The organism is Granulicella mallensis MP5ACTX8, assembly GCF_000178955.2.
GTDB classification, from domain to species: domain Bacteria; phylum Acidobacteriota; class Terriglobia; order Terriglobales; family Acidobacteriaceae; genus Granulicella; species Granulicella mallensis.
The window spans coordinates 431,335-447,294 of the sequence record NC_016631.1; the positions used below are offsets into that span (position 1 = coordinate 431,335).

Below are 15,960 nucleotides of genomic sequence, written 5' to 3' on the forward strand. Positions count from 1 at the left end.
TGCCTGTCTATGCAGGTAGTCACTGGAATAGGCAACAGAGAACGCACAAGGATCTTCCCTTCCCAAAATCGTCATCCTGAGCAGAGCGTCCCAGCTTTTGGGGACGCGCAGTCGAAGGACCCCGAGGGTTGCAATCCTGCCCATGCCCTTCGCCCCTTTTCTGCCCCGAACGTTCGAGCCTGGATCTTCGTGCTGGAAAAGGTCCCGAGATCATGGGTGAGATCAAGTCCTTCGGGGTCCTTCGACTGCGTAGCTCGCAAAACGCGCGAGCTACTTCGCTCAGGATGACGGGTTGAACGGATAGGAAGCGCTTGGTATCTATACTGTTCCCGCACCTATCTCCGGCGATGTTAGCCTAGAGGTTCAAGGCTTTTTGCCTCTCTGGACAGCATGGACCCCAAGTACATCCGCAACTTCGCGATCATCGCGCACATCGACCACGGCAAATCGACACTCTCCGACCGCCTGCTGGAGCTTACCGGCTCGCTGACCTCGCGCGAGATGCAGGCGCAGGTACTCGACGCCATGGACCTCGAGCGCGAGCGTGGCATCACGATCAAGGCCCACACCGTGCGCATGATGTACAAGGCGCAGGACGGCGAGACCTATCAGCTCAACCTCATCGACACCCCCGGCCACGTCGACTTCAGCTATGAAGTCTCTCGCTCGCTCGCCAGCTGCGAGGGCGCGCTGCTGGTCGTCGACGCATCGCAGGGCGTCGAAGCGCAGACGCTCGCCAATGCCTATCTCGCCATCGCTGGTGGCCTGGAGATCATTCCGGTCATCAACAAGATCGATCTCCCCAGCGCCGACATCGAGCGCACCAAGGCGATGATCGAGAAGTCCGTCGGGCTTCCTGCCAGCGATGCCGTCGCCGTCAGCGCCAAGACCGGCCTCCACGTGGAGGACATCCTCGAAGCCGTCGTTACGCTGTTGCCGCCGCCGCAGGGCGATGCCGAGGCCCCGCTGCAGGCGCTGATCTTTGATTCCTGGTTTGACGCCTATCGTGGCGTGATCGTGCTGGCCCGCATCATCAACGGCCGCTTGCGCAAGGGCGACAAGATCAAGATCATGTCCAACGGCCGCCAGTTTGAGGTTGACTCCATGGGCGTCATGACGCCCAAGCCGGTGGTGCTCGAAGAGCTCAGCGCCGGAGAAGTCGGCTTCTTCGTCGCGACCATCAAGAACGTTGCCGACACCAAGGTCGGCGACACCATCACGCACGTCGACAGGCCCTGTGCCGAGGCTCTGCCGGGCTTTGAAGACATCAAGAGCATGGTCTTCGCGGGCCTCTACACCGTCGACTCGCACGAGCACGCGCTGCTGCGCGATGCGCTCGAGAAGCTTCGTCTCAACGACGCCAGCTTCAACTTCGAGCCGGAGTCTTCCGCTGCTTTGGGCTTTGGCTTCCGCTGCGGCTTCCTCGGCCTGCTGCACCTGGAGATCATTCAGGAGCGCCTGGAGCGCGAGTACAACCTCGACCTCATCACCACCGCGCCGGGCGTGCGCTACAAGATCACCCTGACCGACGGCAGCGTGCTCGATGTGGACAACCCCTCGCGCTGGCCCGACAGCACGGAGATCGAGCAGATCGAAGAGCCCGTCATCACGGCGAAGATTCTGACCAACGAAGAGTATGTCGGCGGCATCCTGAAGCTGGTCGAAGACAAGCGTGGACGCCAGCAGAACTTCGAGTACGTCTCGGAGACGCGCGTGATGCTGACCTACGAGCTCCCGCTGAATGAGATCGTTCTCGACTTCTACGACCGCCTCAAGTCCGTCAGCCGCGGTTACGCTTCGCTCGACTATCATCTGGCAGGTTCGTGGATCTCGCCCATGGTGAAGATGGACATCCTCATCGGCGGCGACCCGGTCGATGCGCTGAGCATTATCGTGCACCGCGATTCAGCGTACGAGCGTGGCAAGGCGCTGGTCTCGAAGATGCGCGAGTTGATTCCGCGCCAGATGTTCGAGGTGGCGATCCAGGCTGCGATCGGTGCGAAGGTCATCGCGCGCGAGACAGTGACCGCCATCCGCAAGAACGTGATCGCCAAGTGCTACGGCGGCGACATCAGCCGTAAGCGCAAGCTGCTTGAGAAACAGAAGGAAGGCAAGAAGCGCATGAAGCGCATCGGCAAGGTCGATATCCCGCAGGAGGCCTTCCTGGCTGTGCTGAAGGTCGGCGAAGAGTAGTAAGAGCCACGTTAGCGATTGGCATGATTCAGGAACGGGTGAAGTCTCCTGTTTTTGTGAATCACCCCAGGCACCGTCATCCTGAGCGAAGTAGCTCGCGTACTTTGCGAGCTACGCAGTCGAAGGACCCCGAGGCCTTTCGCCTTCCCATGCGCCCCGTCCCTTTTTAACCTCGAACTCCCTTACCTTTGTGGCCTCAGCCTCTTGGGTGGAAACGGTTCGAATCGCATGGGTAAGACAAATACTTCGGGGTCCTGCGACTCCGCACCTCGCAAAAGCGCGAGGCGCTACGCTCAGGATGACGATCCTTGGGAGGGAGCCGTGTCTGGTGCTCTATAGCTCCGTTCTAAAACGGCGGCCACTCCGTAATCGAACCCTGTAGCAGTGCCGCACAAGGCTCGACACGATAGCTGCCATCATGCACAGCGAAGGCTCGTGGCTTTCCGGTCGCTCCCGTGCTCCAGAGCGACACCCCGGCATAGGCGCCATCCTTGCGCAGGATGTAGTACTCCATATCGAGATAGCGAACCTTACTCATGTCGCCGTTGTAATTGCGTACGATGCGTCGCAGAGTCTCCAGACCCGCTTCTTTGGGGCTCCATCCCTGCCGCATGAGCTCGACGATGGTGTGCGCTCCTGCAACCTTGATGTTCTCTTCGCCCGTTCCGGTAGCGCCGGCTGAGCCGACGTCCTGATCCGTATAACTTCCCGCGCCAAGGATGGGCGAGTCGCCGAGTCTTCCCGCCAGCTTCCAGGCCAGCCCCGAGGTGGTTGTCGCGCCGGACATCTCGCCCTTCGTATTGATCGTGGAGACGTGAATGGTCCCGGTCGTCGGCCACAGAATCTGTTCGGCGGCGAAGAGGCGTTTGTCCGGCTCGATGTTGAGGTCGGCAGCCATCTCGGTCAGCTGCCGCATGCGGGCCTGGATCGTGGCCTGCCACTCCGGCGTAGGATGGCGCGGCACGGGGCCGGGGCGCAGTTGCGAGAGTCCATGCAGGTCCATCGTCGGCTTCGGAGCAGGGCGGCCCTCGTAGGGATCTTTCCATGCGGGATCGGCCATGGGGACTCCCCACCAATCCATCGTAGAGTGGTTCTCCTTCCAGAGCATCCAGATCTTGCGGGCATCCTCGGTCAGCAGATTCTCTTTGGCAAACCCGAGGTCGATGCCGAATTTCTCCGCGCCCTCGGCCACCATCATGACGTGCGAGGTGTGCTCGTAGACCTTGCGCGCCAGCAGGCAGACGTTCCTGATATTGCGAACGCCGCCCACGGAACCGGCGCGGCGTGAAGGCCCGTGCATGCAGCAGGAGTCCAGCTCCACAATCCCATCTTCGTTCGGCAGGCCTCCGAGACCGACGCTGTGGTCGGTCGGATCGTTCTCCCGGCCCAGGCAGATGTGGTGCGCGGCATCCAGCGTATCGGTGCCGTCGAGCAGCATCTGATACGCCTGCTGAATCGTCTGGTCTCCCGTCACACGGGTGATGATGACCGGCTTTGCCGGTGGCTTGAGTTGCTTGACCTGTTCCGCCGGGGTGGCATGGCTTTCGCGTTCAGAGGCACAGAATCCAGCAGCGCTCAGAGCGCCAAGAGAAAGAAAATCACGTCGTGTAGTCAAAGGGGGAGGACTCCAAATCACTCGAATGTAGGAAGAAGGGTATCACTGCGCACAAACAGGAACGGAGGCCCGAAGGCCCCCGTTCTTGTTTGCTACTTATTTGCTGCTGCCGAACTACTTCTTCGGTGCGGCGGATGGTGTCGTGTGGTGAACCGCCGAAGGAGCCGACGGAGCAGGAGCGGCTACACCCGAGCTCGTGTTGTAGGCGTTGACGACAGCCTGCGAGATATCGGTGGTCTGTGCGAACCACAGGATGGGATCTGGAACCTGGGGGTTGCCGGAGCGGTTCAGCAGCAGCGTAAAGCCGTTATCCTGCGCATACTTCACCGCGGTCTGACCAACCTTCTGCTCTACCTTGCCAAAGGCCTCTTGCAGGTCGCTCTGGTAGGAGTTCTGAGCATCTTCGGCATCACGCTGAAGGGCCTTGTCCTTGACGTCGATGCTCTTGATCAGCGAAGCGCGCTGCTCATCGGAAGCGCTTGCCGGCAGGGCCTGGAGCTGCTTCTTGAGGGAGTCGACTTCGGCACCCTGGGTCTCGATCTGGCTCTTCTTCGGCTCGTACTTCTTCTGAACTTCAGCGACGGCGCGCTGACCTTCATTGGTAGCGACGACGACCTGCTCAAAGGCGATGATGGCAACCTTGGCAGGAATAGCCTGGGGAGCAACAGCGGCAGCAGCAGGTGCGGCGGCGGGCGCAGCAGGAGCCTGCGCAAAGAGGTTGGTGGTGGCCAGGCCTGCAGCCAGCGCGGTAGCGAAAACAAGGGTGCGGTTCATGCGGTGTTTGAGACTCCTTACAGGATGGAGAGATTGGTTGGCTTATTCGTCGAGAGATCGATGGCTAAAGCGTTGGATCGGGAATCGGCAGTTCGGTTCAATATCTCTGACTGTTGAAAGGAGAGAGTTGCGGGCGCAGAGTGCCGTTGGCTGCCGTCCAAATGTTCCAGTTCAGCGTCTCTGATTATAGGAGAGGCCTCTGGCATGGTCAACGTCCGAAAAGACCCAGGTTGACGCGCTTTTTTTAGGCAATTCTTCCGAAAAACGGAGCATGTGTAGGGCTATCTCCGGATTTTGGATAGAAATCATTCCCGGCATTCTCGAATTCCCTTGAAATGAAGGGTATTCGGGTTTGGCACGAAGATTGCTTTATCTCTCAGTGTTCGAAGCATACACTTCGGCGCGGGAGGTTTACCTGCCGATGCGAAGTGTAAAGCTGAATGTTCGGGATCAGGGCATGAAGTCGCACCTAGTGATTATTAGAGATGCGCCACCCTCCGAACCGGTTCTGCTTCAGGCGGAGCCATTTTAGGGAGGCCAGTGACTGGCCGTTAGAAGCTGAGGGCCATCTTCCGGGGAGGGGAGGTGGCCCGAGGGCTTTAAGAACTCCAAATGCCTGCACAGCGCTTTGCGTCTGGAGGCGGCCCGAGGGCTTTATAAAGCTGCAAATGCTCGCACAACAACGAATCACATATTTTTGCCCCCCACAGGGACGTCATCCTGAGCGGAGCGCCTCGCGTTTTTTTGCGAGGTGCGGAGTCGAAGGACCCCGAAGGACTTGATCTCACCCAGGAGGTCGGGATCTTTTCCTGCACGAACGTTCAGGCTCGGGCGCTTGAGGTTGAAAAGGGACGAAGAATATAGGCAAGATAGCAACCCTCGGGGTCCTTCGACTCCGCGTCCCAAAAGCTGGGACGCTCCGCTCAGGATGACAATTCTGTGGAGAGGCATACAAAAAGTTCGAGTACATTGCGATCTTGGTTTCGATCTAAACCGGCCTAAGACCTTTCTGGAGTGCACTTTCCTCAAAAAGATAGGCATGATTGGCAGAACAGGCTTGCGCATCTCAACTTCCGGGCGTAGTATCGCTATGTTTGGCACGCGGATGGGGCTTTATCCGGAGGGTTGCCGGTTTACGCCGGAGGATGAAGCGAAACGCCGGAGGTTTTACACCTCGGGTTATGCGGGTTGGCCTTCTGGCAAATCAACCGGAATGAGCTGTGCGCTTGCTGGATTGAGCCGGATACAAAAGACGGTATAGGGACAGGTAAGGACAATAGGTAAGGGATTTTGAGTCCAGGCAGGATTTGGCCGGACTCCTCTCGATGCCGCACAGCCCTGAATTGAGACAGGGCAGAGAAGCAGCGATGCAATGCACAAAACCGTTCGCCAAGGCTGGCGAATGGGCCGGGTGAGAGCAGTGTCTGAGGCATTCCGACGCTGGAAACCACCGATCGGCAACGATGTTCAGGCCTTAATTTGAGTCAACGTTTGAGACCGTCTCCTAGGAACTACCCACGGGCTGTCTGTCGTCCGCTCCCTCTTCGGGATGCCGGATACGCGGAATCGTGCATGGGCTTTGTCTCCGAAGAGTTCATCTCAAGCACCCAATTGCAAGGGGAACCAACAGCACCATGTCAGAGCAGAATGTAATGGACGTTCCGTCGCATCAGGCGGCGGACGACTTCGACGGTGGCGATTTCGGCAACGACTTCGGCAGCAACGACAGCAGCGAAAACGGTAACAATGGAGCGTCTGCCCCTCCCGGCATGGGACTGAGCAAGAGCAGCCGCCGCCGCCGCCGCAAGCGGAAGATTAAAGTTGCAGGTGTTGATGGCGTGGTCGCGGCCGACGGCGAAGGTTCGCCGGTGCCGGTCGTTCCCATCGTGATGGAAGGCGAGAGCCTTGCCCTCGCCGCCGCCGTTGCGCCGCAACAACAACCCCAGCAGCCGCGCAAGCAAAACCAGAACAGCCAGGGCGGTCAAAGCCAGGGCGCTGGCCAGCCGCAGGGCCAGGGACCCGGCGCCAAGCGCTGGAAGAAGAAGTTCCGCGATCGCGAACGCCGTCCAGGCCGCAGCGAAAACCCCGGCAACGACTTTCGCGCAGAGGCCCCCGCCAGCACCGGCCAGAGCAACGGCTATCGTCCGGACAACTTCGGCAATGGTGGTGGTTTCAAACGCAAGGGCAAGAGTGGCGGCGGTCAGCAGCAGCGCAAAGAGCGCGGCTTTGTTGGTCCGATGGACCACAGCTACCGCGAAGTGAATGGCAACTTTGCAGACGGCCCACCCTCGACGATTCAGATGCACTCCAACGGCCGGCGTGGAGGCCATCGCCATCAGGGTGATTCGCAGCCCATCGACCACTCGATGCCGCGTCCGATCCCGATCCCCGAGGATGCACAGACGCACATCTATTTCTTCATCGAAGAGCTCTTCTTCATCGCGAAGATTCAGGAGACGGCACGCAAGCAGGGAGTCAAGGTTGCATTCCTCAAGAACGATAAAGAGGCGATTGCGGCACTGACCAGCGGCGGCGATGAGAACAAGCCTGCTCTGATCGTCTTCGACCTGAACAACGCGAACGCCAAGCCGCTCACGCTGATTCCTAAGCTCAAGACCAAGCTGAAGCGCTCGGTATCGATCGTGGGATTCCTCTCGCATCTGCAGGGCGACCTCAAGGCCAAGGCTGTAGAGGCTGGCTGCGATGCGGTCATGCCTCGCGCAGCATTCTCTCAGAACCTGCCGAATCTTCTGCGGAGATACAGCGTCGAAGAGGGCGAGGAAGTTAACTACAACTACTAGGAAACAGGAAGTAGCAAACAGGAAACAGTTAAAGATAGAGGCCGCCGAGTGATCGGCGGCCTTTGTTGTTGCTGTTTCCTGTTTGCTGTTTCCTGCTTCAGCGTGCTGCAAAATATTTCGGCGAATATCTGCAACGATGACGGCCTCTGGATCACTACCTTCCATACGAGCCGGACTCATGAAGTCCGAACCCTCGAAGGAGTTTCGTCATGATTCAGGAATTCAACAGCGCGCGTAACGTGTATCTCGACCTGGACAATCAAAAGATCGTACGGCAGCTTATTCACACCCATGCTCCCGTCGCCGTTGCAGCCGCAACGCCACAATTGGCCGCAGCCAACTATCTGGGGCAGTATGCCGGACTGTTTGGTGTCAGCACCGCTCAACTTGCCAATCTGAGTCTGGAGCCCTCTCCAACGATTGAGGATGCGCCGGTCGAGTATCGGTTTCTGCAGCAGAAGAACCAGTTCGACAGTACGACGGTAGCTTTTTACCAGACCGATCTGGGGTTGCCGGTATGGCAGGCGGGCATCTCGGTGCAGATGCGGGTGAATCCGTTTCGCGTACTGACATCGCAGTCCACGCTGCATCCGAATCTTGAGGTGACGAAACCCACGGCGGACGCAGTGAAGCGTGCCGAAGCGATTACCGAAGAAGAGCTGGCTCAACTGCTGGGGCTGGACAACTCTCCAGCGGCCTCGTTTGTGCCCGACACCAAGGCGCTGCGTATCGAGAAGAAGACGCTGGTGATCTACCAGTACGAGAGCGCGAACCGAGTGGTTGCGAATGCTCCGCCCCGGGAGCAGGCGGCAGCAGGCAAGGCGAACGAGTTCGTTTCAACCCTTCCAACGCTGCCATTGCCGGAGGTTTCGGACAAGATCACGGAGGGCGATCACTACGTATGCGTGAAGATCGACTTCGAACTTCCAGTGAGCCCGATTGGTGCGCTGCACTGGGTGGCGATCGTCGATGTGCAGACGCTTTCCGTGCTGTACCTGCGCGCTCTGGTGGACTGCGTGAACGGTCTGGTATTCGAAGACGACCCGATCACGACCAACGGTGGTCCTCTGCCGACGGCGGGCAGCGCGGCGCTGAACGCGGTGCGCGTCTCCGATACGCTGCCTGGTCTGATTGCGCCCTCGGGTGGGACGCAGTCGCTGACCGGCAATAATGTCATTTTGGAAGATGTGGAGGCGCCGACGGTCGCGCCGCCCACTGAATCCGGTGCAACCGCCTTCAACTTCGACGCGCGTTCCGACAACTTTGCCGCGGTGAACGCGTACTACCACTGCGACAAGTTCTTTCGGCTTCTCGACGGCATGGGCTTCACGCAGTCCGGCTACTTTGGGCATACGACGTTTCCCACGCCGGTCGACCATCGCGGCTCCATCGGCACAGCCAATGGAGTTGAGGTGAACGCGCACTGCATGGGCAATACGAGCGGCGAGGGAATTCTGCGGACGACGTTTGCTTTGGCCGATACCAGTAATACGACGGACCCGATCGGGATCGCGTGCGACTACCGTGTGGTGCTCCATGAGCTCTCCGGACACGGCACATTGTGGAACCACGTCAATTCGCCGAACTTCGGCTTCTCCCACAGCGCAGGTGACAGTATCGCGGCGATCTTGAACGATCCCGGAACGAAGGCCACGGATCGCTTCGAAACCTTCCCGTGGGTGTATGCCTCGGTGAATCGCAGGCATGACAGGACACCGGCGGCGGGTTGGGGTTGGGAAGGGCAGATTGCCCTCAACCCTTTCGATATGTTCCTCGATGATGGCGGATACAACAATGAACAGATCCTCTCCACCAGCCATTTCCGGATCTACCGGTCGATCGGCGGAGACTCCACCGATCTCCCGACCCAGCAGTTCGCTGCGCGCGTGGTGACGTACCTGATTCTGCGTGCGATCGCCACGTTGACCCCGGCGACCAACGCGGCGGATGCCGCAGCCTGGGTAACAGCCCTGACAACGGCAGACGCCGGCGACTGGGTGAGCGAAAATCTGACCGGAGGCGCCTACAGCAAGGTGATCCGCTGGGCGTTCGAGAAGCAGGGCCTGTATCAACCCTCAGGCACTGCGACTCCGAACAACAATGTCGGGTCGCCACCGGCGGTGGATGTCTATGTCGACGATGGCCGCGGCGGGGAATATACGTACCAGCCGAACTTCTGGAGTAACCAGAGCATCTGGAATCGGCTTGCGCCGGATGGTGGCACGGCCTTCCAGACACCTGTAACCAACCAGCCGAACTATGCGTACGTGACACTGAAGAATCGCGGGAGCCAGACGGCAACCAACGTGACGGTGAAGGCGTATCACGCCAATCCGGCGGCAGGGCTCTCGTATCCGAACGACTGGGTTCCGATGATCACGTCGCAGCTTTCGGCTGCGAACGTCCCTCCCAACAGCTCCGGCGAAATCACCGTCGGGCCGTTCGAATGGATTCCGACGAATGTGGGCCACGAGTGCCTGTTCATGGTGGTCTCGGCGACGGGCGACTCAAGCAACGTCGACAACATCAACGCCGGCGATTCGATTCCGGAGTGGAGGCTGGTTCCGAACGACAACAACGTTGGACAGCGGAATGTCTTCCCGATCACCGGAAGCGGCACGTCGGGCCTGACGAAGCAGTTCAACAGCCTGACGTTCAACCTGAAGAATCCGATGCTGGTCTCATCCGTCGTAGAGGTGCGGCCGCAGCTTCCTGCATTCCTTGTCGATAGAGGCTGGAAGATTGAGTTCCTCAATGCCGGTGGAGCATCGTTCCGTCTGCAGCCTGGTGAGAGCCAGGACATGATCATCCGGCTGGTGCCGGGGGCGGACTTCACGCCTGCCGACGTCAACTCGGCGAGCGATCAGACGATCCATCTGTATGGCTATGCGGGAGGGATTCTGGTTGGCGGCATGTCCTACGTGATCGATCCGAACCTGAAGGTGACGACGGGTGGCGGAGGTCAGTCCGGTGCCTGCAATGCCATCGGGACGGAGCTGCTGAAGTGCATCGACGTATCGAAGGAAAAGATCACGAAGATACGCGTCAGAAAGGTCAACGTCGATCTCGATTTCGAGGCGGAAGACTGCGGTTGCTCGGAGTGATCGGCTAATCATAGTGCAGGAAACAGCAACAGCGCTTCATTCGTGGCAGAGATGCCCAGGATGAAGCGCTGTTGCTTTTCTGGTTGTCATTTCCGGAGGGAATCTGCTTCCTCCGCAGTGGCGAAACCGCGTCTTGATAGAACAGCATCCAAGCAGGCAAGGAGACTTTCCATGCCAACCACCCAACACTCAGCCGCTGCCGAACGCCATATGCAGGCCGCTCACGCACACGAGGCCGCAGCAGCTTCGCACAATCAGAACGATCACCTCGCCGCCCATGAGCAGTCCAGGATCGCCCACGAGCACTCGATGGAAGCGCACAAGCATTCCGAACAGATTGCGAAAGAAAAGGCGGGGGAGGCGAAGTAGCCGCCCCTGCCTCTACCCTTCACAAACCTTAGGCGACTTCGCTGGAGGAGACCTTCGGAAAATCGATGTCCACTTCGGTAGCGATATTGAAGTAGTTGGTAAAGACATTCAGCGCCACGTGCGCGATGATCTCCGCGATCTCGCCGTCATTGAAACCGGCATCGCGCACTGCCGTCAGATCGCTTTCGCTGATCTGGCCATGAGTCTCACCGACGCGCTTGGCGAAGACGAGTGCCGCCGTGATGCGTGGCGTAGTTCCGTTGCCCTTGCGGCTTTCGAAGGCCTGATGCGGGGTCAGTCCCACCATCTTTCCAATCGCCGTATGGGCGGAGAGGCAGTAGTCGCACCGATTGTCCTGTGAGACAGCCAGGGCAATCTGCTCACGTGTCTGCGCATCGAGCAAGCCATGGCTGAGCGCTCCGCTGAATCCAAGGTAGCTCTCCAGCACCGCAGGCGAGTTTGCCATCACCTTGGTCATATTGGGGACGATTCCCAACTTGCTCTTGACGGCATCGAGCAGATCTTTCGCTTTTCCGGTTGCGTTGTTCGGGTCGACTGTATTGAGACGTGACATGATGTTTCTCCTGAAGCCCTGTGGGCGGGTCTATGTTTCATCTCTTTAGATACCGAACGATCGGTATAGTTGCAAGACTTTTCAATTTTCTTTTGGGGGCGGATTAGAACCGATTCGTGGCGAGTGCCATCAAATCCATGACAGGTTTCAAAGATGTGAACCGAACGATCGGAATACATTAAGAGACTGGGGGAAGGGCTATGGCACATCGAACAATCAGCGACGAAGAGTTCCTGGGCCGGGCTTTGGACTTATTCCGTACCTATGGATACGAGGGCGTGAGCCTGAGCCGGTTGTCCGAAGCGACCGGATTGGAAAAGGCCAGCCTCTATTACCGGTATCCCGGCGGGAAAGAAGAGATTGTGATGGCGGTGGCTGCCCGAGTAGTCCAGGGGTTCGAGGAGCATCTCTTTACCGCCCTCAAGGCTGAAGGCCCACCTCGAAAGCGTGTCATGGCGGTTGCGGAACAACTGCGCGATTTCTATTGCGATGGCTCCAAGCCATGCGCCATCAATATGTTGTCCATTGCAGGCGGCGGCGAAGATCTTAAGACGATGCTGCGCAACGTGACGCAGGCATGGCTGAAGGCCTTTACAGAGATCGCGCGGGAGAGCGGTATGTCTCTCAGCCTGGCTCGTCTCCGCGCAGAAGAGGCCATCGTGAGGATTGAAGGCTCACTGGTCGTCGCACGAGCCCTTGGCGACAACGCACCATTTCAACGGACGCTCAAGCTCTTGCCTGATCTTTTGACGGAAGCCTAATGTTTTGAAAGGGCGGGGCTTCAGCCCCGCCGCCAAGATCTTCCCACAAAAGCGGCTTCAGCCGCGGAGGGAATGATGGGGGTAGCAGATCATGGGTAAGTGTTAGCGCTGGCCCCTCTGCGGCTAAAGCCACTGCATGGAGCTAGCTCTACCGGCGGGGCTGAAACCCCGCCCCTTCAAAACAGAGGCGAGGCAAAACAGCGGTGGGGTAGAGAGAACTACTGCCCGGTATAAGGATCAGGCGTTCCGGGAGTCCCTACCGGTGGGGCTGGTGGATTGGTAGGACGTGGCGGAAGAACAGCGCGCGCCGCATCGATGCCGGGTGCGGGTGTGTGGCCTCCACGCAGACCTGCCAGGATTTGAGTCTGGAACTCGCTGGCTGCGCCTGGGCTATTGGGCAGGAAGAGCGTGTTGGTCCCGCCACGGGTGCCGATATCGCGCAGCGTATCGAAGTACTGCGTGAGCAAAACCAGCGCCATGACGTCTTCAGCGGAAGCGCCCGGAACGCCCTGCTGGAAGTGTTCGATGGAAGCCGAGAGACCATCGATGATGGCCTGGCGTTCGGCGGCGATGCCCTGGCCCTGGAGCGCCTTCGACTGGGCTTCGGCCTCGGCCTGTTTCACCTTGAGGATCTTTTCAGCTTCGCCGCGAGCCTGGGCCGCGACCTGCGCGCGCTGCGCAGCGTTGATGTCGTTCATCGCAGCCTTCACCTTGACGTCGGGGATGATGTCGGTGACCAGCGCGGTGAGGATGTTGAAGCCGAAGCCGGACATGATGGCGTCGAGCTCGACCTTGACGGCGACGGAGATGCCGGACTGCTGCTCAAAGGTCTCGTCGAGCGTGAGCTTGGGCACGTGGCCGAGGATCGAGTTGAAGACGAAGCTCTCGATCTGCTTCTGCGGCATGCTGAGCTTGTAGAACGCGTCGTAGATCTTGTCGTCGAGCACGACGTACTGCACGCTGACGGGGATCTGTACGAAGACGTTGTCGCGAGTCTTGGTCTCAACCGAGAACTGAGCCTGCTTGACCTGCAGGTCGACGAAGTAGACGCGCTCGCCGAACGGGATAAGGAAGTGTAGTCCCGGCCTCGTGATGCGGTTGAACTTACCGAAGCGTTCGACAACGCCGGCGGTCGCGGTACGGACGGTATAGAGAGTCTTGAGAAGGGTGACCAGCAAGAAGAACAGAATGATGGCGACGAAGATCACAAACAGCGGCATGAAAGAACCCTTTCGGTACGAGCCCAAGCATACTCCCTGGAGGAACCAGGAAAGTTAACACCCCGCTCAAGGACTACTTGAAGTGTTACTGAAAGGTAACGGGCGAACGTTCAGGCAGTGCGGCCGCGGAGCTCTATTTCGAGCAGGCACTGGATGAGCGTGACCGCCGCCGGGGTAACGCCGGACATGCGGCTGGCCTGTCCCAGCGTGGAGGGACGGACGCGGCTGAGCTTTTCGACCATCTCGCGGGAGAGGCCGGAGCAGGCCCGGTAGTCGAACCAGTCGGGGATGGCGCGTGCCTCATCTTTGCGCAGACGCTCCATCGAGCGCTGCTGCTGTGCAAGGTAGCCGGCGAACTTGATGCCGGTCTCGACCGTCTTCATCTCATTGCGAACCCAGGCAGGAAGCGTCTGCGGATAGTTCGCCGCAGTGAGAGCGGAGAGCCAGGGCGCAAACTCGGAGATGGCGCCCATGCGCGTGACCAGCAGGGGAAGGAGCTGCTCAATAGTGATGGCCGGACGCTTCAGGAGCTGGGAGAAGAGGTCGCCCCGGGTGTAGGTCTGTGCCGCGGAGGGCTCTGAGGAGCTAAGAGCTTCGAGGGCTTGCAGGTCGCCATCGGTCAGACGAGTGGTCTCGAGCAGGCGTGTAAAGGCCGCGGCGCGGGCCTGCTTGGCCTCGAAGTTATCCCAGGCTGTGTCGTCGATGAGACCGAGCTGGCGGCCGTGCGGAGTCAGGCGCACGTCGGCGTTGTCGATGCGCAGGTGCAGGCGGAACTCGGCGCGCGAGGTGAACATGCGGTAGGGCTCATCGGTGCCCTTGGAGATGAGGTCGTCGATGAGGATGCCGGTGTAAGCCTCGGTGCGGTCAAGCGTGAAGGTCTCCGCAGTGCCCTTGGCGTGCAGCGCTGCGTTGATGCCGGCCATCAGTCCCTGGCAGGCGGCTTCCTCGTAGCCGGAGGTCCCGTTGATCTGTCCGGCAAGGTAGAGGCCCTCGAACTTCTTGACGCGCAGCGTGCGATCGAGCTCGGTCGGGTCGATCGCGTCGTACTCGATGGCGTAGCCGGGACGAAGCATCTCGGCATTTTCGAGGCCCGGGATGCTGTGCACCATGGCGGCCTGCACCTCCATCGGGAGCGACGTGCTCATGCCGTTGATGTAGACCTCGTGCGTGTTCAGTCCCTCGGGCTCGAGGAAGAACTGGTGTGAGGTCTTGTCGGGGAAGCGGACGATCTTGTCTTCGATTGACGGGCAGTAGCGCGGGCCGATGCCTTCGATCTGCCCGGTAAACATCGGCGAACGGTGCACGTTGTCGCGGATGAGCTGCAGCGTCTCAGGCGTGGTCGTCGCGATGTGGCAGGAGATCTGGCGCAGGGGCGGAGTCCACGTGGGTTCGCCGTCTGTCGGCGCGCTGCGGAAGCTGAAGGGAGTGGGGTCAGTATCGCCGGGCTGCTCTTCGAACTTGCCCCAGTCGATGGTGCGGCCATCGAGGCGCGGAGGGGTGCCGGTCTTCAGGCGGGTCTCGCGCAGGCCCAGCTTCTTGAGCGATTCACCAAGAAGCACGCTGGCGGGCTCGCCGGAGCGTCCGGCGGTGTACTGCTGTTCGCCGCAATGAATAAGGCCGTTGAGAAAGGTGCCGGTGGTAACAATGACCGAGCGCGCAGCAATGGTGCGGCCGTCGCGCAGCTTGACCCCAGTAATTCGGTGCCTTCCCTCCGGGGCTAAAGCCCCTACGACAGGAGTGGCCTGAACGGACGGGCTCAAGCCCGTCCCCTTCAAAGCTGGCTCGCTGACTTGCTGACTCGCTGACTCGCTCTCGATCACCAGATCAATCACTTCCGCCTGCTTGATAAACAGGTTCGGAATGCTCTCGAGCTTCTCTCGCATCTTCACGCGGTAGAGGGCCTTGTCGCACTGGGCGCGGGGGCTCCAGACGGCCGGACCGCGCGAGGTATTGAGCAGGCGGAACTGGATGCCGCAGGCATCGGCGACCTCGCCCATGATGCCGCCGAGAGCGTCGACCTCGCGCACCAGGTGGCCCTTGGCGACACCGCCGATGGCAGGGTTGCAGGACATCTGCGCGATCAGGTCGAGGTTCAAGGTAAAGAGTGCCGTGCGCAGACCCATGCGGGCAGCAGCAACCGCGGCTTCACAGCCGGCATGGCCTGCGCCCACGATGAGAACGTCGAATTGTTCCGAGAAACTCACAGCACTTCTATTTTACGGGACTGCCGGTGTCTCTGATATTTTACGGGACTGCCGGTGTCTCTGAGATAGGCCCGGCTTTTAGCCCGTGTCTGAAGAATCACATATCTTGTTCCTCTACAGCAGCGTCATCCTGAGCGGAGCGCCTCGCGCTTTTTGCGAGGTGCGGAGTCGAAGGACCCCGAGGGACTTGATCTCACCCAGGATGTCGGGACCTTTTCCAGCACGAAAGTCCGGGCTCGAGCGCTTGAAGTTGAAAAGGTGCAAAGGGCTTGGGCAAGAGGGCAATCCTCGGGGTCCTTCGACTCCGCGTCCCCAAAAACTGGGACGCTCCGCTCAGGATGACGG

General features: G+C 59.7%; 10 protein-coding genes. 5 read left to right on the forward strand and 5 right to left on the reverse strand.

All coding sequences use genetic code 11. From position 1 onward, the window contains the following. Positions 1–390: 390 nt before the first annotated feature. A complete protein-coding gene (gene lepA, locus ACIX8_RS01845) occupies positions 391–2,193 on the forward strand; it encodes a translation elongation factor 4 (protein WP_014263614.1) in 1,803 nt (600 codons plus the stop codon). A 346-nt stretch (positions 2,194–2,539) separates the two neighbouring features. Here the strand turns inward: lepA and ACIX8_RS01850 are convergent, their stop codons facing one another. Continuing rightward, entirely contained in the window at positions 2,540–3,808 is a 1,269-nt protein-coding gene (locus tag ACIX8_RS01850; protein WP_014263615.1) for an isoaspartyl peptidase/L-asparaginase, read from the reverse strand. A gap of 114 nt (positions 3,809–3,922) precedes the next feature. Continuing rightward, positions 3,923–4,582: an OmpH family outer membrane protein gene (locus ACIX8_RS01855; protein ID WP_014263616.1), complete on the reverse strand. Its 660-nt coding sequence runs from the start codon at positions 4,580–4,582 to the stop codon at positions 3,923–3,925. A gap of 1,652 nt (positions 4,583–6,234) precedes the next feature. Between ACIX8_RS01855 and ACIX8_RS01860 the strand changes: the two genes are divergently transcribed. The 3 genes from ACIX8_RS01860 to ACIX8_RS01870 all read left to right on the forward strand — a co-directional run bounded on the left by ACIX8_RS01860 (position 6,235) and on the right by ACIX8_RS01870 (position 10,856). Further along, positions 6,235–7,383 carry a response regulator gene (locus ACIX8_RS01860; RefSeq protein WP_223295447.1) on the forward strand — a complete coding sequence of 383 codons (1,149 nt, stop codon included), beginning with the start codon at positions 6,235–6,237 and terminating at the stop codon, positions 7,381–7,383. 209 nt (positions 7,384–7,592) lie between these two features. Continuing rightward, positions 7,593–10,487: a hypothetical protein gene (locus ACIX8_RS01865; RefSeq protein ID WP_014263618.1), complete on the forward strand. Its 2,895-nt coding sequence runs from the start codon at positions 7,593–7,595 to the stop codon at positions 10,485–10,487. Between the two features lie 171 nt (positions 10,488–10,658). Next, the gene (locus tag ACIX8_RS01870; RefSeq protein WP_014263619.1) at positions 10,659–10,856 is read left to right on the forward strand and encodes a hypothetical protein; all 198 of its coding nucleotides are present in this window, start codon (positions 10,659–10,661) and stop codon (positions 10,854–10,856) included. Between the two features lie 28 nt (positions 10,857–10,884). Here ACIX8_RS01870 and ACIX8_RS01875 read toward each other — a convergent pair whose 3' ends face one another. Continuing rightward, a complete protein-coding gene (locus ACIX8_RS01875) occupies positions 10,885–11,430 on the reverse strand; it encodes a carboxymuconolactone decarboxylase family protein (RefSeq protein WP_014263620.1) in 546 nt (181 codons plus the stop codon). 200 nt (positions 11,431–11,630) lie between these two features. Here ACIX8_RS01875 and ACIX8_RS01880 point away from each other — a divergent pair, with 200 nt between their 5' ends. After that, positions 11,631–12,191 (forward strand): TetR/AcrR family transcriptional regulator, encoded by a 561-nt coding sequence (locus ACIX8_RS01880; RefSeq protein WP_014263621.1) that lies wholly within the window; start codon positions 11,631–11,633, stop codon positions 12,189–12,191. 218 nt (positions 12,192–12,409) lie between these two features. Here the strand turns inward: ACIX8_RS01880 and ACIX8_RS01885 are convergent, their stop codons facing one another. Both ACIX8_RS01885 and mnmG read right to left on the reverse strand, forming a co-directional pair. After that, positions 12,410–13,411 carry an SPFH domain-containing protein gene (locus ACIX8_RS01885; protein WP_014263622.1) on the reverse strand — a complete coding sequence of 334 codons (1,002 nt, stop codon included), beginning with the start codon at positions 13,409–13,411 and terminating at the stop codon, positions 12,410–12,412. Between the two features lie 110 nt (positions 13,412–13,521). Next, complete coding sequence (gene mnmG / locus ACIX8_RS01890) at positions 13,522–15,615, reverse strand: tRNA uridine-5-carboxymethylaminomethyl(34) synthesis enzyme MnmG (RefSeq protein WP_014263623.1); 2,094 nt, start codon at positions 15,613–15,615, stop codon at positions 13,522–13,524. Positions 15,616–15,960 lie beyond the last annotated feature (345 nt).